Source organism: Neobacillus sp. PS2-9 (assembly GCF_030915525.1).
In the GTDB taxonomy this organism is placed as follows: Bacteria; Bacillota; Bacilli; order Bacillales; family Cytobacillaceae; genus Neobacillus.
In genome coordinates this window covers 2,059,883-2,083,296 of the sequence record NZ_CP133269.1, presented here as the reverse complement: position 1 = coordinate 2,083,296, position 23,414 = coordinate 2,059,883, and the positions used below count along the sequence as shown (strand labels likewise).

The following is a 23,414-nucleotide window of genomic DNA, read 5'->3' as shown; positions in this document are numbered from 1 at the left end:
AACCCAACCTAAGAACATTAAGAAGATGGGTTATTTATACTACTTTTACCCTTGGAGGAATAAAATATTTAGCTCTTTTTTCACAGGATACACTAAAAATGATAAAATAAATTTTATTTATCAAATGCACATTATGTGTCATACCTCACTGTATTATTTTAAAAAGTGTTCTATAATACTGAAGAAAATTTTTCCATAACTGAAGAGTATGTAAGTAAGACAGTATGTTTTGGCAATAATAATACACATGGGAGTTAAGGGGGATAAATATGAATCAAGGAACAAAACAACTTTTTATTCAAACGGGAAGTCTTGTCGCAGGATTTATGGTTTGGGTGCTCATATCTTCGCTTATGCCTTATATAAAGGCAGATATACCGCTCTCATCCACAGAAATCGCTTGGGCAACAGCGGTACCGGTTATACTCGGGTCACTCCTTAGGGTTCCAATAGGTTATTGGACTAATCGCTATGGAGCACGCATACTATTCACAATTAGCTTTATCATTTTACTGATTCCTATTGCAATTATTAGTTACGCAAATTCATTATTCATGTTAATACTTGGTGGTTTTATGCTTGGGATCGGTGGAGCAGTTTTTTCCATTGGTGTTACTTCTCTTCCTAAATATTATGAAAAAGCTAAGCATGGTTTCATAAATGGAATTTATGGAGCAGGAAACATTGGCACAGCTATTACCTCCTTTTCAGCACCCGTTCTAGCCAACATGTATGGATGGAGAAATACCGTAAAGATTTTTTTAGTTATCATGTTAATCTTTACAATAGTCAATTTCTTATTTGGAGATAGGAAAGAAAAGAAAGTAAACAATTCTTTATCTGAACAAGTGAAAGAAGTTTATAAAAATCCTAAACTTTGGTTTTTAAGTTTATTTTATTTTATTACGTTTGGTTCTTTCGTGGCGTTCACTATCTACTTACCGTCCTTCTTAGTCAATCATTTTGAACTAGATAAAGTTGATGCTGGTTTACGTACAGCTGGTTTTATAGCACTTGCAACATTTTTCAGACCAGTAGGCGGATGGCTAGGAGATAAAATTAATCCTTTTCTAATCCTAATGGCGGTTTTTTTCAGTTTAACCTTTGCAGGCTTTCTACTCTCATTTACCCCATCCTTACCTATTTATTCCTTTGGGTGTTTGTTAGTTGCTTTTTTCGCCGGCATTGGTAATGGTGCGATTTTTAAGCTTGTACCATTTTATTTTTCAAAGCAGGCTGGCATAGTAAATGGAATTGTTGCAGCAATGGGAGGATTAGGTGGTTTCTTCCCTCCAATCATTCTGACTATTCTATTTGATTGGACTGGTCATTACGCAATTGGATTTATGTCCCTTTCCGAGTTTTCACTTGCAAGTTTAGTCATTGTTGTTTGGCTATACTATCAGGATAAACTAGATATTTCTGCTAAAATCGTAAACCATGCTGTTGACGGTATTTGCGTTACAGATTTAAATGGAATAATTCAGAGCGTAAATCCGGCTTTTACAAGAATTACAGGTTTTAGTGAGGACGAAGTGGTTGGGAAAACACCTAGTGTCCTTCAATCTGGCGAACATGACAATGAATTTTATAAGCAAATGTGGAATCGTTTAAAAACAGAAGGTTTTTGGGAAGGGTATATTTGGAATAAACGCAAAAATAATGAGATTTATAAAGAATGGTTAACTATTACTGCAATTAAAGATGATGTAGGGGATACAAAAAATTACGTTGGAATGTTCAATGAAGAAAAAGAATCTTAACGTAACTATATGTGGTAAACAGAGAGCTTCATAGATGAAGGTCTCTTTTGTTTTGGGCGATAAATTTTACAACTTTTTGTCAAACGTGCTGAGTTCACAGTTCCTTCACTATTTTTGTGACGAACGTCACAAAAATCATGTTACCATGTGTCTTATAGTAATAACACAAGGAACAACTTGATATTTGTGAATGAATTAGATTGCACATATAGGAGGAAAAAATCATGGCTCGAATTAATTATTGGAATCCAGAAGATGAAACGTTCTGGAATGCAGAAGGAAGAAAACACGCTAAAAGAAATTTATGGATCTCCGTCCCGTCTTTGATGCTTGCATTTATTGTATGGCAAATATGGTCAGTTGTAGCCGTCAGACTTAATGATATTGGCTTCCATTTTACAGACGAACAATTATTCACACTTGCTGCTATACCAGGTCTTGTTGGTGCGACACTCCGCTTTGTATATACATTTGCAGTTGGGTCTTTTGGTGGTAAAAATTGGACAGTGATTTCAACAGCAATCTTAGCCATCCCAGCAATCGGAATAGGTTTTGCAGTCCAAAATCCTGATACACCATTTTCAATCATGCTTCTCCTAGCAGCCCTTTGTGGTCTAGGTGGAGGAAGTTTTTCATCATCTTCGGCAAACATAAGTTTCTTCTTTCCAAAAAAGGAAAAAGGAACAGCACTTGGAATTAATGGCGGCTTAGGAAATATGGGTGTATCTGTCGTACAGTTTGTCACACCATTAATTATTACATCAGGAACTTTTGCATTGGTTGGCGATAAACAAGTTTTAGCAAATGGTCAAGAAGTATGGTTACAAAACGCAGCGTTTATCTGGGTCATTCCCATTGTCATTATGACACTTTTAGCAATCTTTAAAATGGATAACGTTCCAGGAGCAAAGCAATCTGTTGCTGATCAATTTGTGGTTGTAAAACGGAAACACACATGGATTATGACAGCACTTTATGTAGCTACCTTTGGTTCATTTATTGGTTACTCAGCTGCATTCCCACTTTTATTAAAGTCTCAATTTCCTGAACACATTTCACTTGCCTTCCTTGGGGCATTAGTGGCAGCTGCAGCACGACCTGTGGGAGGCTGGATGGCTGACAAAATTGGCGGCGCGAAAGTAACGGCTTATGTCTTAGTTATAATGGGAATTGGTGCAGCAGGTGTTATTTACTTCTTAAATGACAAGCAATTTGCTGGATTCTTAATTGCTTTCCTAGTTCTTTTCCTTGCAACTGGAATCGGCTCAGGCTCAACGTTTCAAATGATTCCAACCATCTTTATTCCAAAAGAGGCAGCACCTGTAATCGGTTTTTCTGCAGCATTTGCAGCATATGGTTCATTCTTTATTCCTAAGTTATTTGGATGGTCTGTTAAGGCGACTGGAACACCTGTTACTGCGTTCTATTTCTTTATTGGATTCTATGTTGTCGCATTTGGTTTGAACTGGTTCTTCTACCAAAGAAAAACAGTCACAGCCAAAACACTTGTAAAACAAGCCGGCTAATCCGGCTTGTTTTTTTACAATAAAAAAAACCGGGCAAAACCGTAACGGGTTCTTTTACCTATCACAAAACTTAAAAATGTATATGAAAATGACCATTAATTTGTATGTGAATTTGATGGTCATTTTTTATTGATATAACGCTGAAAATCACAAAAACAGGCGTGAAACTGTAGTCCAATTTGTATATCAAAATGTAAGATTACAGAGACTTCTGTTACCTTACATTTAAGACTGCAAAATGCTTTTTTTTATTAAAAAACCACGCTTTTTCTTTGGTCTTGGCTCTGTTATTATTCATTTTTGATTTTCGTGTAGGTATGAGAATTCATAGGCGGAGAATTTCCGGTTAATGTATAAAGAAGAAGAGTAAGAAGCAGATATAAGCGGAGATATTCCGGTTAACTGCTCTAAATAAGACAAAATCCAAAGATTTTGATCATATAACCGGAAAAACTCCCTTTATTTTTAAGGAAATATGGGTATTTCCCAAGATAAACGGAATTTTTCCGTTTATTTTTCAGAAGAAATCCACATCCAGTTGTAACCGAGCCTTGACCTTAAAATGCTCTAAACATTAGGTTTAACAGCACTTTGTAATGTTTTTACATAACAAAAAGCCCTGCATTTAGCAGGACAAAATGTATAACAAATAGGAGCACATTTTTAAATGCATTTTTATAAAATTTGACAAGTATCCGAACCCGTTAGCAAAACCGCCCGGTACTTTTTTTGTTAGAGAATATCCGACAATCTGTATTTTATGCCATGGAATCCCTCATAATATCCTAGATACATTTGCCCACCACATTTTTCGCATAAAAATATTGGTGGAGCCATTGTTCCCCATCATCCATTAGGTCAAGAAACTTCTTCTATTTACCGATCGTAAGCTTTTTCCCTTACCTCGGGCATTAGAACCTTCTTCTATTTACCATTCGTGAGCTTTTTCCTTTACCTCGGGCATTAGAACCTTCTTCTATTTACCATTCGTGAGCTTTTTCCCTTACCTTGGACATTAGAACTTTCTTCTATTTACCGGTCGGACTTCTTTCTATTGGGTTGAGGCATAATATACCACAGTATCAAGGAACGTGGAGGTGAAAATGTTTATACTTGCTTATCAATAAAAAAACTGCCAAATTCGGCAGTTTTTTGTTTTAATCTAATATTTTAACTTTTATTTCCTTCCTACCCCATTCAAGTGCTTTTTCTTCTGAAGGGATAAAAACGTCAATTCGGTTCCCTTTGATTGCTCCACCTGTATCTGATGCGATTGCTTCACCATATCCCTCAACCAGAACTTTACTTCCTAGTGGAATGACAGATGGGTCAACTGCAATTACCTTGGCACCAGGGTTAGCATTTAAATCGAGTCCTGTTGCAGTAGTTCCGCTGCACCCTTCACACGATGCAGTATATGCAGTAGCCTTAACGGTAATTTCCTTTGAAGTTTCCTCGGCTTTAGTTGTTACTGGAACTACAGGTTTACTAGCAACACTTGTTGAAGCGGTCTCCACTTTTGTCTCCTCGCTCTTTGGAGTAATTGATTCCTTAGTAGAAACCTCCGGGGCTTTTGAGACTACTGGAGCTTTTGCTGGTTCAACCATCTTCCCAGAAGAAAAGTTATTTATTTCATCATAGATCACTAATTGTAACCCTGGATGAATCAGATCAGTATTTAATTTATTCCATTCTTTAATCATTGCAACCGATACTTGATATTCCTTTGCAATATCCCAAAGTGTATCATCCTTCACCACTGTGTATTGCTTTTCAGTTGCAATCTTTAATACATCTCCAGGATGAATAAGGTCAGTGGAAAGGTGATTCCACTTTTGAATGTTTTCTACAGATGTATTATGTGCTCGAGAAAGATCCCACAAGGTATCTCCATCTTGTACAGTTAACTCTGCCGCTTGTACATTAGCACCTACAGTTCCTGAGAGTGCAACAACTGCAATGAAAGTTCTAATTTTATTTATCATTTTTTTACCTCCCATGTTCTTTCGCAGCTAACTTTAATCATCTTAACATGAAATTTTTTGATACAAAGAACAAGGGCATGTTAATTCGTTTACAAGAATGGCAGTTATATTACAATAACATTTCCGAACAGCTGTATCATAGAAGTTTAATGAAATCATTTCCTACAGTGGGAATCTTTGTACATAATAGATAAAAAATAATAGTGCAGGTTTAACCCTGCACTATTTTACAAAAATATTCTCTTTTAAATTCTCGATATTGCAACAGCACATGCTTTATATTCCGCTGTCCCGGATATTGGATCATACTCATTTAATGTTAAGACATTCGTAGGTGTTTCACTCCAGTGGAAACTCATAAAAACAAGGCCAGGAACCACTTGATCGGTTACCTTCGCCTTAACCTTAAGTTCACCTCTTCGAGATCGAACCTGAACGATCTCCCCATCCGAAATTCCTAGTTTAGTTGCATCTTCTGGATGTATATCGACTGTCTCTTCTGTTTGCTTGACTTTTACTCCAGTAGCATAGTAGCGTGTTTGAGTGTGGGTATTATATGACTCATAGCGCCGTCCAGTCGTTAGCGTAAAAGGATAATCATTATCTGGCAGCTCTAAAGGCTTTGTATAGTCAACAGGCACGAATGGCGCTTTTTTCACCACAGTGTCTTGTTGATGGAACCTCTCATGCATAACAAATGTGCCTGGATGGACTTCATCAGGGCAAGGATAATGAAGACTATACTCATTTTCCAGTCTCTCATAAGAAATTCCACCGTACATTTCCCAAGCTAACCTTCTTACTTCATTCCAAATTTCCTCACTATTTTCATAATGCATTGAATAGCCCATCAGGGTAGACAGTTCACAAAGGATTTCCCAGTCTTCTTTCGTATTAGGGTCTGCCTCAACAGCTTTTCGAACGCGTTGAATTCTTCTATCTGTATTTGTATAAGTTCCATCTACTTCTCCCCAGGATCGGGCTGGTAAAACAACGTCAGCTAATTTAGCTGTTTCTGTTAAGAAAATATCTTGCACAATTAATAAATCAAGTTTTTTAAATATTTCTTTTGTATGGTTCATATGAACGTCGGCTAGGATTGGATTTTCTCCAATGACATAGAGTGCTTTTAATTCACCCATCTCTAAACGGTCAAATGTTCGTGTTTGTGTGTCACCGGCTTGTGGATTAAGGACCACATTCCATTCCTTTTCAAAACGTGCTCTGAACTCATCCTTTGCCAGGCTCAACGCTCCAGTCAATTGGTTCGGTAAACATCCCATGTCACCTGCACCTTGGACATTATTTTGCCCCCTAAGCGGCATAATACCTGCACCCTGTTTACCAATATTACCTGTTAGTAAGGCTAAGTTCGCAATATCAAATACATTATTTACCCCACAATGGTGTTCAGTAATGCCCAATGTATATGCAATCATGGAACCATTCGAAGTAGCATATTCTCTAGCAGTTGCTATAATATCCTCAGCTTTTACGCCGGTAATTGCAGCAGCATATTCAGGAGTGTACAGATCAACCTGTTTCCTTAATTTTTCAAAGTCAACAGTAAACTGCTCAATAAACGTTGGATCAAATAGGCTTTCTTCTAAAATAACTCGTATGAAGGCATTAATAAGAGCAATGTCAGAACCTACATTGATTTGTAAATGGCGATGTGCCACTTTTACCATATCTATTTTCCTTGGATCTATTACAATTATCTTTAATCCGGACTTTGCTGCTTTCTTGATTCGATTGGCAATAATAGGATGTGCTTCTGTTGTGTTTGAACCCATTAAAAGTAAAACTTCTGCCCTTTCAAAGTCTTCTAGTGTATTCGTAGGGAAACCGCTTCCAAAAACAGTTGCCAGACCGGCAACGCTAGGAGCATGTCACGTTCGGTTACAACCATCAATATTGTTACTATTAATAACTGTCCTCATAAACTTTTGTGTAATGAAATTGGATTCATTTGTACTTCTCGCACAGGCAAACATGCTAATAGCATTTGAGCCCCAAGTATTTTTAATTTTATTTAGATTCTTCGAAATATATTGATAGGCTTCTTCCCATGTTGTTTCCACCAGCTTACCTGCTTTACGGATGAGTGGCGACGTTAACCTATTCTTGGCATGCACATATTCATAGGCAAACGCACCTTTTACACATGTTTGCCCCTTATTTACAGGTGCTTCCTTATCACCTCTTATTTTCATTATTTTATTGTCCTGAACTTCCAGAACTAAGCCACAACCTGTACCACAATAGCCGCATATTGTTTTAACAAAGTTTGGTTCCCCCACGTTCTTTCCTCCCTTACAATCATTATTACCTATATAACTATCTTAATCTATTTATTACATTTGTAGCTTTCTTTTTTACGAAAATTATGGCATTTTTTCGACGGAATCAAGGGAAATAAAAAAACGAGAGGGGTACTCTCGTTTTAAGCAGTTTTTGCTGGTAATAAAATATTAAAGGTTGTTCCTTTATTAGGTTCACTTTCAACAAATACCTTACCATTATGGCTTTCAATAATCTTGAAACTCACCATTAAGCCTAAGCCGTTGCCATTCTTTTTCGTAGTGAAAAATGGCTCCCCTAGCTTCTTTAATTTCTCTTTAGGAATTCCAACCCCTGAATCTTGAATGGATATTTGCACATTATTTTCATGAATGACGGTCTTAACATACAGGTCTCCACCATTCGGCATGGCTTCAATTCCATTTTTAATAAAGTTTAAGAATACTTGTTTTAAGCGGTTTTCATCACATTCAATTTGAATAATCTCTTGATTACAGTCAAAGGACAAGTGAACATTTTTCTTTCTAGCTTCGAATTCAAGTAGAGAAACCACATTTTTTATGACAGGAACAACATTCTTTTCTTCTAATTCTACTGCCTTTGGTTTTGCTAATACCATGAAATCTTCAACAATGGTATTGACCCTTTCAATTTCATCAAGAATAATATTCAGAAATTCCATCCGTTCAGGATCTTTCTCATCCAACTGTAAGAATTCAGCATATCCTTTCATGGATGTAAGAGGGTTTCGAATTTCATGTGCAACTCCAGCAGCCAGTTGACCAACTGCAGCAAGCTTATCCTGTCGATGTAAAACCTCTTCCGTTTTCTTTCGCTCAGTAATATCGTTTCGAATTGCAAGATACTGATAGGGCTTGCCATGCTCATTTAAAAACGGAACAATAGTTGTGTCTACCCAATAATAGGTCCCATCTTTCGCCTTATTCCTGATTTCACCCTTCCATACTCTTCCTTCACCAATAGTTCTCCACAGATTTTTGAAGAAGTCTTTAGAATGGTATCCAGAATTTAGGATATTATGGTCTCTCCCCAAAATTTCTTCACGGCTGTATTTAGATATTTCGCAGAACTTGTCATTGACACTTGTAATGATTCCTTTTGCATCAGTAAAGGCTACAATAGAGGATTGATCCAAAGCAAATTTTATATCATTAATTTCTTTAATCGTTTCTTTTAGATGCTCTTCTGCTTTTTTTCTATTAGTGATATCCGATCTAATTGCTATATATTGAACTGGTTTCCCTTTTGAATTCAGGAACGGAACAATAGTTGTATCAACCCAATAAAAAGAACCATCCTTTGCTTTATTACGAATTTCCCCCCGCCAAATTTGGCCTGATTGGATGGTTTTCCATAAATTTTTGAAGAATTCCTTTGAATGATATCCTGAATTTAATATCCGGTGATTTTTTCCAAGAATCTCTTCCTTTTTGTATTTAGAAATTTCTTCGAATTTATCATTAATATAAATAATAGTTCCGTGGGGATCAGTTATAGCAACAATGGCTGCAGCGTCAAGTGCAGCCTTAATATCCTTTAAATTAGTATCTGTTGTAGCTAATTGTTTACTTATTAGTGCACTTGAAATGATGAGTCCTCCAATGATTAGAACCGCAACAAATAATACTAAATAAATAAAAAAAGGACTGTCCGTACTTGATCCTCTAACTACTTCACTAGTGGTAATTGTGGCCCTTTTTAGAAGAAAATGCCCTTGAGCAATAGAAGCAGTCATAATGATTGCACTTAATGGTTTTAACCAAACCTGATTACTTTTATTAAAGCTTTTTGTGGAGTAAAGGATCCAAAAGGAAAATAAAAATAATCCAAATATTAACAAAACCGTAAATAAGTAAAGTGGAAAATTATATTTTATGCTTACATTCATAGCATATAAACTAATGACTTGGACTGAAAGCACCGCAAACGTCAAAAATGTGCTACCAACAATTAGATGGTAGTATCCAATTGATTTTCCAAAAAACGAAAGGAACGCCATTCCTGTAAATGCAATTCCGATAAAAATAGAAAGAATAGTAAGTGGAATATGGTAACTAGCGAATCTATTTGTATCAGCAGCAATATGTCCAATAAAATTCATGATCCATATGCCAATTCCCATGGAAAATGTTCCGCCAAGAAAAAGAAGTCTTTTATTTTGGTCAGTCGACCTAATTAAGGTAAACATATCTAAAGCTGTATATGATGCCATTATGGTTAATCCGATGGCAATAATAATAAAATAAGGATGAAAAGTTCCAATCATCGCATTCATTAACCAGCATCCCCCCAAATTCTACATTTAATTTCTACTATGATTGTAATGTAAACAATCAAGATATGAAAGTATTAATTAATAATCAAGACCCTTTTCATCTATTTTTAACCCTTAATTTCTTGTACAAGACAATAACTTCGTAAAAAAGAACTTGTGACAAAAGACTTATTTTAATAAAATTTTCTGTTTTTTTAAAAAAAAGTCTACACAATTTCTTATTTTTTGTTTATACTGTACTATAACAAGGCGGTTATTAATAAACTGTACTAATAAAGGAGGAGTTTTACATGTTAATGAGTCCGGTTGAGTTTTTCCGTAATTTACCTAAGAAGGAATGTTCAGAGTGTGGTCAGCATATGGAGGAACAAGCTGAAAGTTATTTTATGGAATGTGACCACTGTTTAGCGAAAAAAGAAGAGTAGTTGTAAAACTCTCCAATAATTGGAGAGTTTTTTATTTGTTTCCGTTTCGAAAATAATTAGGCAAGGATAATCTGTTATAACATAGCACATGCTTTATGTAAGGAGATGATGTCATTGACCAAAATTGAAGATTCTTTAACAGCTTCAAATATTAATAACGGGTCTACACTTTCAAAGAAAAAATATGTAGCTGGAGAATCGGTGGATGAGCACACATTCTTAGAGGAAGCCAACATTAATCTAACTGGTGATGAAATTCGGCAGCAAAATGAAAATCTTTAAAGGACGGTTATTATAAATGAGTTATATCGATATCAATAACGCAAAACCAGGCGATGAAGTCTATGTCATATATCGAAATCCACATGTTCCCTCGGTAGCAAATGTAAAGGCTGCTGAAATTGTTCAGCATCCAAAAGACCCTAATGCATTGGCTTTATTTTTAAATGAGACGTTCCATGTCATTGAGGATGATGACGCATTATTTTCAACCTCTGAAGCAGCACAACAAGCTTATGATGATCATTTCTTTAGTTCCTACGATGAATAAAAGACTGTCCCATTGCTGTGACAGTCTTTTTTCCATCAAGTTTTATTAGATTTTGGGAAGCTCTCTCATTTCCTGTATCATTTCATTGCCACACATCGGACATAATAAATCATCTGCAACAAATTCTTTTCTCATCCAGCCAATACATGAGTCATCCATACAAGAATAGATTTCGGTATCCACCAGTATTATTTCAATCTCTTCTTCTTTAGCTCGTTTACCGTAAAAAATTGGAACCGCCTCCTTTAATAGTTAGTATGGACAAAAATGTGACTTTTCATTTCATAAATATCCCTTTTCAAAGGAAGGTCTAAACCATGGATGGTACTAAACATAGTCGTTACACAAAAGTTGGCACTAATATTGAAGAGGTAAAAAGATTAAATAGCCAATCAGGCTTAAGTTATAATGAAGTGAAAAAATTGCTCGCTTTAAACTATCTTCAGAATAAATAATGAAAGTGGAACCAATTTAGGTTCCACTTTCTTAACTAATCAGAAAGTATAAAAATCGACTTCGAGAATTGTCCAGCTCCAGCGCCTAGCCCCTCGGGTCAATAACCTTCTGCAATAAAAGTCAAAGAGCGACTTTTCTTGCAGAAGGTTATTGACCCGAGGGGCTGACCAAGGCGCTTTCGCTTTTCTTATTCCATTTTATTTTTAGAACGGTTTGTTGACATCGCGATTAGACGTCTTCCGATAATGGAACGATATACAATAAATTTTCGGCTTAAATACTCTAGCGGGAGACTCCATACATGAACTAATCTGGTAAAAGGCCAAATACCAAAAAGTAACAGGGCTGATACCACATGAATTTGAAAACCTAGCGGAATACCTACCATTAAGCTTGGTGTCGGACGTAAAGAAAGAATACCACGGAACCATGGACTAATTGTTTCCCTGTATTCAAATGCTACCCCTCTACCTGTATACCAGACTGTGTTAACAAAGCCTGAAAAAATAATAAGTGTTAATAAAACGAGAACAATAATATCCCGAAAGGTGCTATGAATATAGATCCGCTTTACGGTAAATCTGCGAATCATAAGTAATACAACTCCTATAATAGTAGAAATTCCAGCAAGTCCACCAATCCATACTGCCCCAAAATGGTACATATGATCTGTAACTCCAATAACATCGTAAAATACCTTTGGAACGAGTAAGCCAGCCACATGTCCAAAGAAAACGAAGACAATCCCATAGTGAAATAGAATACTTCCCCATTTCAACTGTTTTTTTTCAAGAAACTCACTTGACTTTGCTGACCATCCAAACTGATCAACGTTATATCGATATATATGCCCCACCACGAACATCGTCAACATGATATAAGGGAAAGACACCCAAAAGAAATTTTGAAAAAATGTCATTATACAGTCCCCTTTACGAAGCCTTTTGTTTTCTTTGCATGTCTTCAATTGTTTGTACGCATGCTTGCAAAATCATTTGGTATGGACTTTCGATTAATGATAATTCTTTTAATAAATTGTCAATGGACCTGCGATGAATCAATAGCATTTTTTGTGCAGGTTTTGTGGGTACTAAAGAGCAAAATTCAAGTATTAAAGGTAAATAATCTGGGAGCTCCTCACTTTTTATCGGGAGACCCGCTTCATAAAACTCACTCTTTAATTTCAAAAGGGCTTTACCTCGATCTGGATTCTCACCAAAAAGTGGATAGGTTAAATAAAGGGTTGTTTTATCACTGAAATCAAATGTTTTCGCATATCCAGTACATAGCTCTAAATAGGTAGTTGATTCCAAATATGATTGAAATTGCTTAAATAAGATCTTCACTAGCTGATTTTCAATTAAGGCAATTTCATCTTTCAAATCTTTCAACTCATTTGTTTCAAACCAATCTTTTTCAGGATGCTGAAGTAAAATAGATGCTAGACCAAAAATACGTTGATACTCATCCATTTAACTCCCCCCAATAATCGTCCCCTACTTTATAATCTCCCGGTACCCCTGGTGTAACCGAGCAGCCAGAGCACGCCTCCATAAAATCGAACCCTCCAGTTCCTTGTCCTAAATATTGGTTTGCAGCATCCTCCCGATGTGAAGATGGAATAACATAGCGATCATCGTACTTCGCAATTGCTGCAAGTTGATACATTTCATGCATTGTTTCTTCTGTCATTCCAACAGCATCAAGTATACTTTTCTCTGGTTTCTTCCCTAAATTAAGTGACCTCATATAACTTCTCATCGCGACCATCTTCTTAAGCACCTTCCGAATAACTTCGGTATCCCCAGCACTTAACATATTGGCTAAATATTCGATGGGAATTCTAAGCTGGTCAATTTGAGGGTAAATAACATGAGGATTGACCCCATCTAAGCCTCCATCAAATGCGCTCATCACTGGACTGAGCGGTGGAATATACCACACCATAGGCAATGTCCTATATTCTGGATGAAGGGGCAAAGCGATCCGTTGTTCAACTGCTAATTTATAGACAGGTGACCTTTGTGCAGCTTCAATCCAATCCTCCTGATAACCCGCTTTTCGCGCTTCCTTAATTACCTCTGGATCATGTGGATCTAGAAAGATTCCTAAATGGGCTTCATATAAATCTTTTTCATTGGTAACAGACGCTGCTTCTTCAACCTTATCTAAATCATAAAAAACAATCCCTAGATACCGAAGTCTTCCAACACATGTTTCTGAACACACCGTAGGAAGTCCAGCCTCAATTCTCGGAAAACAAAAGGTACATTTTTCTGCTTTATGGGTTTTCCAATTAAAATAGACCTTTTTATATGGACAACCTGTTGTACAATACCGCCAGCTTCGGCATGCATCTTGATCTACCAACACAATTCCGTCCTCTTCCCTTTTGTAAATGGCACCAGATGGACAGGAAGCTACACAAGTTGGATTGACACAATGCTCACAGATTCTTGGCAGATACATCATGAAGGTTTGCTCATACTCAAATTTTACTCTTTCTTCAATCCCTTTTATGTTAGGGTCATTTTTCCCAGTCTGATATACACCGGCCAAATCATCCTCCCAATTTGGCCCCCACTTAATATCCATATACTCCCCTGTCACCTGAGACTTTGGTCGAGCCACCGGCTGGTGTTCTTTTTCGGGGCTATTAATTAGGTTCTCATAATCATAGGTCCATGGTTCATAGTAATCATCTAATTGGGCTAAGTCAGGATTGTGAAAAATATTTAAGAGCTTCGAAACTCGACCACCTGACTTTAGTTCAAGCTTCCCATTCTTTAACACCCAGCCCCCTTTATATTTTTCTTGGTTTTCCCATTCCTTTGGATAACCAATCCCTGGTTTTGTTTCAACATTATTCCACCACATATATTCTGCTCCGGGACGGTTTGTCCACGTATTGTTACAGGTGATGCTGCACGTATGACACCCGATGCATTTATCTAGGTTCATCACCATTCCAAATTGGGCTTTAATTCTCAAGCCAGTCCACCTCATCCCTATCTAGTTTACTAATAATAACTCTCTCATCACGCTGGCTTCCGCATGGTCCATAATAGTTAAACCCATAACTTAGCTGGGCGTATCCGCCAATTACGTGCGTTGGCTTCATTTGTAAACGCGTGGGGCTGTTAAATGTTCCACCACGTTCGTTCGTAATGGTTGAACTAGGGACGTTAATATGCCGCTCTTGCACGTGATACATGAAAGCAACTCCCCTTGGTAAACGATGAGAAACAACTGCCCTTGCAACGACAACTCCATTTCGGTTATACATTTGCAGCCAATCATTATCTGCAATACCAACTTCATCCGCATCTTGAAGATTCATCCATACGGTCGGTCCGCCTCTAAATAGCGTTAACATTGGGAGAGTATCGAAATAGGTACTATGGAATGACCATTTAAAATGTGGCGTCAAATAACGTAAATTTATTTCCTTGCCCATATTAATTGGCTTTCGATCCTTTGATCGGAATGCCACCTTTTTTAATGGTGCCTTAAATACAGGAAACTCTTCTCCAAATTCAAACATGGTTTCGTGGTCTAAATAAAAGTGTTGGCGACCGGTTAATGTACGCCATGGAATTAAACGTTCCACATTTGTTGTAAATGGTGAATACCGTCTCCCTCCCGTTTCCGTACCACTAAAAACAGGTGTAGAAATGACCTGCCGTGGCTGTGCTGTTATTTCACTAAATGACATATGCTCTTCTGCTCTTTCTTCTGCTAAATCTTTTAATTTTTGGCCTGACTTTTTCTCCAGCGCATCCCATGCCTTCATAGCTAGAGAACCGTTTGTAGAACTTGAAAGAGATAGAATTGCCTCAGCAGCATCCCGAGCAGTGTATAGACTTGGACAATCCTTGTAGGAGGTTTTATTGGCTGTTCCAAGTATCGTTTTTAATTTTTCATATTCTTCTTTTGCATTCCAGCCAATACCCTTAGCTCCAATCTGTTCCTTAATAACAGGTCCAAGGGATATAAATTTTTCATAGACCTTTGTATAGTCACGTTCAACAATATGCAAACGCGGAAAGTTCTGTCCAGGTACTGGCTCAAATGAACCGTTTTGCCAATCTGGAATTTTCCCAAATGTACATGCCTCGGAAATTTCATCCCTAGAATCATGAAGCATGGGTGTTGCCACAACGTCTTGTACGGGCCCGCTAAAATATTGTTCGGCCATGGAAGAAAACTTCTTGGCTAATCCCCTAAATGTGTCCCAATCCGATTTCGATTCCCATGGTGGCGCAATTGCCGGGTTAAACGGATGAATGAACGGGTGCATATCCGTACTGCTTATATCATATTTTTCGTACCAGGTAGCTGCCGGAAGAATGATATCCGAGTATAGACCTGTTCCTGCCATGCGAAAATCGATATTTACCATTAAATCGAGTTTTCCCTCTGTTGACTGTTCGTCCCAATTTATATCTTCCGTTTTTAATTCTGTATTTTGCTCACTTAAATTTCCATGATGGGTTCCAAGCATATATTTCAGAAAATATTCGTGTCCTTTGGAAGAGCTGCCAATCAAGTTTCCTCTCCACACAAACATAACTTTTGGAAATGATTTAGGGTCCTCAGGATTTTGAATCGCAAATTTTGTTTTTCCATCTTTCACATCATCTACAATGGATTGAATTATTTGCTCTTTGTCGGTCCCTTTCGATTCCTCTACAAATTTGAGTGGATTCTTATCAAACTGTGGATAGGCTGGTGTCCACCCTAATCTTGTTCCTAAATAATAGTAATCACCTGTATGCTTATATCTTGGTTCACTAATCAAAGGTGATATTTGGTCTTCAATGGATTGATCATCGTATTTCCACTGTTCTGTTACAAAATAAAAGAACGGCGTAGCAGCATGAAGCCTAGGAGGTCCACCCCAGTCTCTTGCCATTGCAAGTGTCTGCCAGCCTTCTAAAGGACGTACTTTTTCCTGTCCTACATAATGAGCCCAGCCGCCTCCGTTCACTCCTTGTGAACCTGTTAATAGAACTAAATTTAGGACGGTACGGTATGTCGCATCAGCGTGATACCATTGGTTTATACCAGAACCCATAATAACCATGGAACGGCCTTTTGATTCATCGGCATTCTGTGCAAACTCTCTCGCAATCTGTGCTGCTAGCTTTCGGTCCACTCCAGTTAGGGCCTCTTGCCATGCTGGGGTGTATGGTTTTGGATCATCATAATCCTTTGGAAAATCACCTTGGAGACCCTTTCTTGCTACCCCAAATTTAGAAAGCATTAAATCAAACACAGTAGTTATATAGGTTTTTTCTCCATTTATTTGAATTTCCTTTACTGGTACCTCACGTTTGAAAGTCTCTCTCTTTTCCACTTCAAAGTGAGGAAATTCAACGTTAACAACTGTATCTTCATTCCCTAACATAGTTAATAATGGGTTTAAATCAGAAATGTTTTGTTCAGTGTCTTGTAGGTGGAGGTTCCATTGACCTTTTTCCTCCCATCGATGTCCAATCGTTCCATTAGGAAATGCAGGCTGATTGGTTTCTTTGTTCCAAACAGCAGTTTTCCACTCCCCGTTTGAAAGCTTAGTGTCTAGCTCACTAGCCCTTAAAAACGTACTGGAAACAAAGTTTTCTCCATGTGGTTTTAACTTCACCAAGAATGGGAGATCCGTGAATTTTTTCGCATAGTCATAAAAATACTCAGTTTCTTGATCTACATAAAACTCTTTTAAAATTACATGCGTCATTGCCATTCCGAGAGCTCCGTCCATACCAGCCTGAACATTTAGCCAATTATCAGCGAATTTTACAAACTCAGCATAATCAGGGCTAACAGCAACAACCTTTGTCCCACGGTACCGTGCTTCAACCATAAAATGAGCATCTGGTGTCCTTGTTTGTGGAATATTAGAACCCCATACTAATAGATAAGATGAATTAAACCAATCTGAGCTCTCAGGTACATCTGTTTGTTCTCCCCATACTTGCGGAGAGGCTGGCGGGAGGTCTGCGTACCAATCATAAAAACTTAATAAGGAACCACCTAGTAGTGATAAAAATCGGCCGCCTCCTGCGTAGCTAACCATCGACATCGCTGGGATGGGTGAAAATCCAAAAATACGGTCTGGACCAAATTCTTGAATTGAATGAATAAGAGAAGCACAGATTAGTTCATTCACCTCATCCCATGATGCACGGACAAGTCCCCCTTTTCCCCTTGACTGTTTATATCGTTTTGATTTCTCTGGGTTTGTAGTAATCTCCCTCCATGCAGCAACAGGATCGTTAGATTTTTGCAACTCTTCACGCCACATATCCAATAAATGACCACGAATATATGGGTAACGAACCCGGAGAGGGCTATAAATATACCAAGAAAAGCTTGCCCCTCTTGGGCAACCACGTGGTTCATATTCGGGCATATTCGGTCCTGTAGATGGATAATCTGTCTGCTGTGTTTCCCATGCGATAATTCCATCTTTCACATGAACTTTCCAGCTGCATGATCCTGTACAGTTAACCCCATGCGTCGTTCGAACCGTTTTATCGTGCTGCCATCTTCTGCGATAGATCTTTTCTGAATCTCTATCCATTGGAGACATCACTGCATGAGTAGCTACATCCCTTGATTTTCCAAAAAATTTTATTTTTTTCATAAGTGGTGCTCGTTTTCGGCCCATAGACTCACCTTCCTACGACATTTTTACCTATTACCGTTTCCCAAAAATGTAAATGTATACAAAAAATAAGACTCCTAGAAAGGTAATCTTGACCTTTCTAGTTTTAAAAATATAAGTTTTGGACAAGAATGGGATATAGTATTTACGAAGGAGAACACATATGTCTGGACCGTCTTTAAGAAAAAAACATTCTCATCATTCGATTCATGATGGCATATATACAGAAGCCCGCGATTTAACAAAAGTGCTAAAAAAACTTTTATTAGAAAATAAAGCGAAAGAAACAAAGGAAATTTGTGATGCTCTAATTGAACATTGGGAGACGAGAACACTTGCCCACGCGCAATCAGAAGAGGAAGGATTTTTTATTGAAAAATTGAAGGAAAATCCTGAGCTTAATGAGATGATTATAAAATTGAAGAGGGACCATCAAATTTTAGAAATCATCGTACACTCAATTAAAGCGAAGATTGAGAATAAGGGAGTAACAGAAGATATTCTCTCCTATTTCGATGCTTTACTTGTAGTTTTCGAGCTACATAATCATGAGGAAGAAAACAATCTGTTCATTACCGAATAAGATATAAAAAATAACTCATACTTAGAAAAAAAGCTTTGTAAGTTCAACTAAATTAGGTGATGAGGGAACCAAATGAAAGAGTTAGTCTTAAGCTTAATTGCAGGGATGGCTGTTGGAATTTTGTTTCGATTTTTAAAACTGCCCTTACCAGCTCCTCCGGTCTTCTCCGCTGTTGTAGGTGTATTTGGAGTCTATTTTGGAGGAGTTTTTGTAGATTGGATTATGCAAAATTATATAAAATGAAGAAAAACGTCAGCTAGAAATTTACTCCTAGCTGACGTTTTTTTATTCTGTATAGTCAATTGTTAGATTTTCTTCATGACCTTTACTGATTATTTTACTTTTCTTTCTATTTTCCTTTGATTGAAAAATAATATCAAAATCATAATCTTCCGGATAAAGCTCACTTGCAGGAATATACAAACCAATTCTTTTATGGTTGATTGACATTTTTTCCCCTTTCACTTGGACTATATAATTTCCAAATTGATCTGGACCCTTATAAATTATGCCGAATTCATTAGAAGGGGAAACCTTTACATTATCACCTTGTTGGTAGTGTTGTACTTTCGTCTCTGTTTTTGAAGCGTTTTTTTCATTACGATGTTTATTAATAATTACCTGTTTTTCTATCTCTTTCAATTTCCACGTATCTGTAATTTCCGTTGTATATTCTTTTGCTTCCTTGTAGGTAACGAAATGTGCTCTCTCGATTATTTTTGGATGGATGCCAAGTTTTAATGCAATGGCAAACGCCTGACTCTCGCCCCCTCGCCCGATAATTAACCGGTAAGTTGGGCTTAACGTTGCTAAATCAAATTCCATCGATCCATTTAAAAATCCTTCATGCGTGTCAGCAAAATCCTTTATTTCACTATAATGAGTGGTTGCCAGAAGCACTGCCCCTTTTTCGTATAAGGTTTCTAATATGGCTGTAGCAAGCCCCATACCTTCTCCTGGATCTGTCCCAGAACCCAGTTCATCTAATAAGACCAATGTCCGATTGTTTGTTTCCTTTAAAATATCAATAATATTTACAATTCTTGAACTAAACGTACTTAAATTTTCAGCAATGCTTTGCCCATCACCTATATCAACTAAAATCCGTTCAAAGAGGCAAAGATTGCTCTCTTTAGCCGCTGGTATATGAAGACCACATTGGACCATAATCGTCAAAAGGCCTACTGTTTTTATTGTTACTGTTTTTCCTCCTGTGTTTGGTCCAGTAATAACTAATGCATGTTGCCCCTTACCCATTTTAAACGACAACGGGACAGCCTTTTCACCTAAAAGAGGATGTTTCGCTTGAATTAATTCAATTTCATCTGATTGATTGACCCCTACTTTTGTTCCATTTATAGAGCGACAATACTTAGCTTTAGCAAACAAAAAATCATAATGCACCATGGTCTCAATGGCACTTAGAATTTGTTGCTCCTTTTCTTCCACCAACCCGGTTAAATAACTAAGAACTTTTTGTACCTCTACCTCTTCATCCGCTACTAACCACGTTAATTGATCCTGATAAACGGCAATCTCCTCGGGCTCAATAAAAAGAGTGGAACCTGATGCGGATGTATCCAGCACAGTACCCTTCAATTTATTTCGATATTCTTTTTTGATGGGAATGACATATCTTCCATTCCTCTGACTAACCACATTTTCCTGTAGAAAAGATTTATATTTATTTGATCGGATTAGCTGCAGTGTCTTTTCTTTCAAACGCTCTTCTTGAATGGCAATTTGTTTTCTAATCTTTAATAATTCTTTACTTGCGTAATCATCCACCCTTCCATTGCGGATGCAGCGAATAATCTCACTTGCGAGTTCAGGTAATTCATCGATCGCATCTACATAAGCAGACACTCTTGGAGCGTAAAACTCCTTATCCTTCATATATCTTCTCATTTTCCCACAGCAATCTAAAAAATCGTAAAGCTTCACTAGCTGATCTGCTCGTAATGCAACTCCCTTGTTCATGTTATTTAGTAACTGTTCCATCCCCTCTAACCCATGGACAGGAACACTAGCACTCTTTTTTATAATTTCAACCGCTTCTGAAACTTCGTCTAGCCATGCTTCAATTTGCTTTTGATTGGTCGATGGTGTCAGGTACCTAATTTTTGTTTTTCCCTCTTTTGTTAACGCAAAGGTTGATATGGCTTCTTTAATTTCTTCAAATTGTAATACTTGAAAAGTATGTTGATTCAATTGTATAACCTCCTAATAATAAAAATAGCCGCAATGAACAATGTCATTGCGGCTAAATGAAACGATAAATACGTTCAATTTTCCATACCCAAATTTAACCAAAATAAAAACTGTCTACACGAGTGTACACAGGCTACATTGGTTGAAGAATGTATGCGTATGTTTGCCCATTGTTCTTAACTTCACTCCATAACTACACCTAAATAAACCTTTATTGACTCTCAAATAAAAGGTTATACTGGCTATTATAGAATGAGTGTATCCAATTGATTGGATTAGTTAAGAACGACACCTAACATAAAACATACTCCCTTTAGAAAAAATTTAAATTCTTATAAATTATACAATAATATTCAATTATTTGTCAATTCAGATATTCAACTGATGAAATTAATAATATACGGAATGATTAGAGAGGTTAATACCGCTGCGATTCCCATTGCAGCACCTGACACAGCTCCCTGTATCTCCCCTTCTTTCACCGCCTCTGCTGTTCCTATTCCATGGGCAATGGTTCCAATTGACAATCCTCGAGCAAACGGATGGTTTATTTTAAACCAATCTAAGAGTTTTGCACCAAACATAGCTCCAATCATTCCTGTTATAATAACAAAAGCTGCAATTAGTGAACCATTGCCTTTTATGATTTTTCCAATTTCGGTAGCAACTGGAACGGTAACAGATTTAACGGTTAACCCTCGAATAAACATCTCCGATAAATCAAACCAATGAGCTAGTATAATAGCAGAGGTAATCGTTGTAACTGTACCAATAAATAGACCCACACAAGCTGCAGTAAAATATTTAGTGAACAGATGACGATTTTTATAAATGGGTAAAGCAAGTGCAACTGTTGCTGGGCCCAGGAAAAAAGTTAAGAAGTTTTTTGCAGGAATATACTCTTCATAGGACAGATTAGATGCAACCAATAATCCAATTATAATGACTGTACTTAAAAAAACAGGACTAGTTAACGGAGTAGAATATTTTTTTGAAATGACCCTTGCTAAATAATAGACAGAAACAGTTAGGATAATATTATATAGCGTGATCATGATGGCTCACTTTATCCTTTTCATTTTTTATTATTACTGCTTGCGTCGCTTTACCCGCCGACAAAAGCCCTATAAATGCACTGACAATCAGTATAAACATAAGTGGTAACGCCTTATTAACTAAGGTATTCCCTAAGGTCATTAATCCAACTGAAATGGGGATAAAAAAGAACCCAAGGTGTTTTAATAGCCAGCCAGCTGCTGTTTCTATGTGGTCCACCTTAATAATACCCATCAAAAGAAAAAGGAAAAGAAGAACAATCCCAATAACATTCCCCGGAATAGGCATCTTAAAAAATCTTACTATAAGATTCCCCAGCTCGTATATGACAATCAGTATCACCATCTGTAAAGTAAATTTAAACGTTTGTTTTACCATAACAAACACCTATCCTCCAAGATTTAAAATCCAATTATACTTTTTGCCGAACCAATTCATACTCTCTATTACTATTAAAGTATAATTGATTATTCTTTTGAAGGCATAAACTTTTGTTCACAAAATATCCATATCTTTTTTTTGAGAACTTCATTATCTTATTGTTAGGAGGGATCGTTATGAAAAAAATCTATCTCATTTGCGGTCTAGCAATATTTTTGGGAATTGCAGGGGGAATCTCCTTCTTTCTCATTAGAGACGCAAATGCGGAAATACCCGCAGAAGTAAGTTTGATTAATCAAAATGGTACTACATATAATTTTGGTAGGGATCATACTAAATTGAAATTAATTGAATTTATCTACACCCATTGCCCAGATATATGTCCTACCACCACACAAAAGATGGTCGATTTGAAGAAAGATTTAGAGAAGAGTGGCGTATACGGCAAGAAAATTGAATTCATTACCATTACCATTGACCCCTATCGTGATACTCCTGAGATATTGCAAGGGTATATGCAAGGGTTTGGAATAAACAACGATGAGAAATGGACATTTTTAACAGGAGACAAACAACATATTAAAAAAGACCAAGAGCAAATTCAAAAGGTAACGGATGCCTTGAAATTTCAATACAAAGACCCCGGAAATGGACAATTCGTACATTCCACCTTTACGTACCTAGTCAATCAAGACAATAACTTTATAGCAAAGTTTCCTATGGGAAATGACTTTAATAAAAAAGAAGTATATGAAACAATTATGGATAAGCTAGATTAGTCAAAAATGGTTTACTTATAAATAAGGCTATGTAAAAGAAGATTGTTGATTTTTAAACCCTGTTGATTGGAGCGGAGGACGCGAAGACTCCTGTGGGAGTATGGTTCAGGGGAGACCCCGCAGGCGCAAGCGCCGAGGAGGCTCGCCGAAACACCCACGGAAAGCGAAGCGTTTGGAGCGGAAATCAACAGACAAGTTTAACAAATCTATAAATAAAAAAAGCGGTTAGTCCTTAGGATTAATCGCTTTTTATTACCAATTTTTCCTATTTAATTCACTAATTCACAGAAGAAGGATATTTTTTAATTTGCTGCAAAGTTAAAAGATAATTGGACTTAGGTTTAGTTAAGCTCGCTTTTATTCCAGCTTTTTTTAATTTATTTACGAGTTCAGTAAGCTGTTTTTTCGCCATACTTCTCACCTTCTTTAAAA

At 37.1% G+C, this 23,414-nt stretch carries 21 protein-coding genes and 1 pseudogene; 9 read left to right on the top strand and 13 right to left on the bottom strand.

The window, feature by feature from the left end; all coding sequences use genetic code 11:
• Positions 1-269 precede the first annotated feature (269 nt).
• Positions 270-1,763 carry a NarK/NasA family nitrate transporter gene (locus RCG25_RS10465; protein ID WP_308083603.1) on the top strand — a complete coding sequence of 498 codons (1,494 nt, stop codon included), beginning with the start codon at positions 270-272 and terminating at the stop codon, positions 1,761-1,763.
• Between the two features lie 224 nt (positions 1,764-1,987).
• On the top strand, positions 1,988-3,289 hold the full coding sequence (locus tag RCG25_RS10460; protein WP_308083602.1) for a NarK family nitrate/nitrite MFS transporter: 1,302 nt from the start codon (positions 1,988-1,990) through the stop codon (positions 3,287-3,289).
• A gap of 1,157 nt (positions 3,290-4,446) precedes the next feature.
• Here the strand turns inward: RCG25_RS10460 and RCG25_RS10455 are convergent.
• The 4 genes and pseudogenes from RCG25_RS10455 to RCG25_RS10440 form a co-directional block, all read right to left on the bottom strand.
• Positions 4,447-5,274 (bottom strand): 3D domain-containing protein, encoded by an 828-nt coding sequence (locus tag RCG25_RS10455; RefSeq protein WP_308083601.1) that lies wholly within the window; start codon positions 5,272-5,274, stop codon positions 4,447-4,449.
• Positions 5,275-5,519: 245 nt separating this feature from the next.
• Positions 5,520-7,412: a formate dehydrogenase subunit alpha gene (gene fdhF, locus RCG25_RS26075; protein WP_374121070.1), complete on the bottom strand. Its 1,893-nt coding sequence runs from the start codon at positions 7,410-7,412 to the stop codon at positions 5,520-5,522.
• Positions 7,413-7,418: 6 nt separating this feature from the next.
• Positions 7,419-7,577: pseudogene (locus tag RCG25_RS26070) on the bottom strand (hypothetical protein); the annotation flags it as partial.
• 143 nt (positions 7,578-7,720) lie between these two features.
• Complete coding sequence (locus tag RCG25_RS10440) at positions 7,721-9,874, bottom strand: PAS domain S-box protein (protein WP_308083600.1); 2,154 nt, start codon at positions 9,872-9,874, stop codon at positions 7,721-7,723.
• A 290-nt stretch (positions 9,875-10,164) separates the two neighbouring features.
• Here RCG25_RS10440 and yhfH point away from each other — a divergent pair, with 290 nt between their 5' ends.
• The 3 genes from yhfH (at position 10,165) to RCG25_RS10425 (ending at position 10,849) form a co-directional block, all read left to right on the top strand.
• Positions 10,165-10,299: a protein YhfH gene (yhfH, locus tag RCG25_RS10435; RefSeq protein WP_307287180.1), complete on the top strand. Its 135-nt coding sequence runs from the start codon at positions 10,165-10,167 to the stop codon at positions 10,297-10,299.
• 114 nt (positions 10,300-10,413) lie between these two features.
• Positions 10,414-10,581 (top strand): hypothetical protein, encoded by a 168-nt coding sequence (locus RCG25_RS10430; protein WP_308083599.1) that lies wholly within the window; start codon positions 10,414-10,416, stop codon positions 10,579-10,581.
• A 16-nt stretch (positions 10,582-10,597) separates the two neighbouring features.
• Positions 10,598-10,849: a transcriptional regulator SplA domain-containing protein gene (locus RCG25_RS10425; protein ID WP_308083598.1), complete on the top strand. Its 252-nt coding sequence runs from the start codon at positions 10,598-10,600 to the stop codon at positions 10,847-10,849.
• 45 nt (positions 10,850-10,894) lie between these two features.
• Here the strand turns inward: RCG25_RS10425 and RCG25_RS10420 are convergent, their stop codons facing one another.
• The gene (locus RCG25_RS10420) at positions 10,895-11,080 is read right to left on the bottom strand and encodes a cold-inducible protein YdjO-related protein (RefSeq protein ID WP_335535101.1); all 186 of its coding nucleotides are present in this window, start codon (positions 11,078-11,080) and stop codon (positions 10,895-10,897) included.
• Positions 11,081-11,166: 86 nt separating this feature from the next.
• On the opposite strand from RCG25_RS10420, the gene RCG25_RS10415 reads away from it, so the two are divergent.
• Positions 11,167-11,304 (top strand): hypothetical protein, encoded by a 138-nt coding sequence (locus RCG25_RS10415; RefSeq protein ID WP_308083597.1) that lies wholly within the window; start codon positions 11,167-11,169, stop codon positions 11,302-11,304.
• Positions 11,305-11,492: 188 nt separating this feature from the next.
• On the opposite strand, the gene narI is transcribed toward RCG25_RS10415, so the two are convergent.
• Genes narI through RCG25_RS10395 form a run of 4 tightly spaced genes read right to left on the bottom strand, consistent with a single transcriptional unit; the run spans position 11,493 to position 17,975 of the window.
• On the bottom strand, positions 11,493-12,224 hold the full coding sequence (gene narI / locus RCG25_RS10410; RefSeq protein ID WP_308083596.1) for a respiratory nitrate reductase subunit gamma: 732 nt from the start codon (positions 12,222-12,224) through the stop codon (positions 11,493-11,495).
• Positions 12,225-12,237: 13 nt separating this feature from the next.
• Positions 12,238-12,777 (bottom strand): nitrate reductase molybdenum cofactor assembly chaperone, encoded by a 540-nt coding sequence (gene narJ / locus RCG25_RS10405; RefSeq protein WP_308083595.1) that lies wholly within the window; start codon positions 12,775-12,777, stop codon positions 12,238-12,240.
• On the bottom strand, positions 12,770-14,296 hold the full coding sequence (gene narH, locus RCG25_RS10400) for a nitrate reductase subunit beta (RefSeq protein WP_308083594.1): 1,527 nt from the start codon (positions 14,294-14,296) through the stop codon (positions 12,770-12,772). Before narH ends, narJ begins: the two co-directional genes overlap by 8 nt.
• The gene (locus RCG25_RS10395) at positions 14,286-17,975 is read right to left on the bottom strand and encodes a nitrate reductase subunit alpha (RefSeq protein ID WP_308083593.1); all 3,690 of its coding nucleotides are present in this window, start codon (positions 17,973-17,975) and stop codon (positions 14,286-14,288) included. The genes narH and RCG25_RS10395 overlap by 11 nt, the downstream gene beginning before the upstream one ends.
• A 160-nt stretch (positions 17,976-18,135) precedes the next feature.
• Here RCG25_RS10395 and RCG25_RS10390 point away from each other — a divergent pair, with 160 nt between their 5' ends.
• Together RCG25_RS10390 and RCG25_RS10385 are read left to right on the top strand one after the other, a co-directional pair.
• The gene (locus RCG25_RS10390) at positions 18,136-18,555 is read left to right on the top strand and encodes a hemerythrin domain-containing protein (protein WP_308083592.1); all 420 of its coding nucleotides are present in this window, start codon (positions 18,136-18,138) and stop codon (positions 18,553-18,555) included.
• 72 nt (positions 18,556-18,627) lie between these two features.
• Entirely contained in the window at positions 18,628-18,798 is a 171-nt protein-coding gene (locus tag RCG25_RS10385) for a XapX domain-containing protein (RefSeq protein ID WP_308083591.1), read from the top strand.
• A 42-nt stretch (positions 18,799-18,840) separates the two neighbouring features.
• On the opposite strand, the gene RCG25_RS10380 is transcribed toward RCG25_RS10385, so the two are convergent.
• From RCG25_RS10380 to RCG25_RS10370, 3 genes are all read right to left on the bottom strand, one after another.
• Complete coding sequence (locus RCG25_RS10380; RefSeq protein WP_308083590.1) at positions 18,841-20,766, bottom strand: endonuclease MutS2; 1,926 nt, start codon at positions 20,764-20,766, stop codon at positions 18,841-18,843.
• 377 nt (positions 20,767-21,143) lie between these two features.
• Entirely contained in the window at positions 21,144-21,821 is a 678-nt protein-coding gene (locus RCG25_RS10375; protein ID WP_308083589.1) for an LrgB family protein, read from the bottom strand.
• Positions 21,805-22,200, bottom strand: a complete 396-nt coding sequence (locus RCG25_RS10370; RefSeq protein WP_308083588.1) for a CidA/LrgA family protein — start codon at positions 22,198-22,200, stop codon at positions 21,805-21,807. Before RCG25_RS10370 ends, RCG25_RS10375 begins: the two co-directional genes overlap by 17 nt.
• Positions 22,201-22,379: 179 nt before the next feature.
• On the opposite strand from RCG25_RS10370, the gene RCG25_RS10365 reads away from it, so the two are divergent.
• Positions 22,380-22,982: an SCO family protein gene (locus RCG25_RS10365; protein ID WP_308083587.1), complete on the top strand. Its 603-nt coding sequence runs from the start codon at positions 22,380-22,382 to the stop codon at positions 22,980-22,982.
• A 277-nt stretch (positions 22,983-23,259) separates the two neighbouring features.
• On the opposite strand, the gene RCG25_RS10360 is transcribed toward RCG25_RS10365, so the two are convergent.
• Complete coding sequence (locus RCG25_RS10360; RefSeq protein WP_308083586.1) at positions 23,260-23,394, bottom strand: hypothetical protein; 135 nt, start codon at positions 23,392-23,394, stop codon at positions 23,260-23,262.
• Positions 23,395-23,414 lie beyond the last annotated feature (20 nt).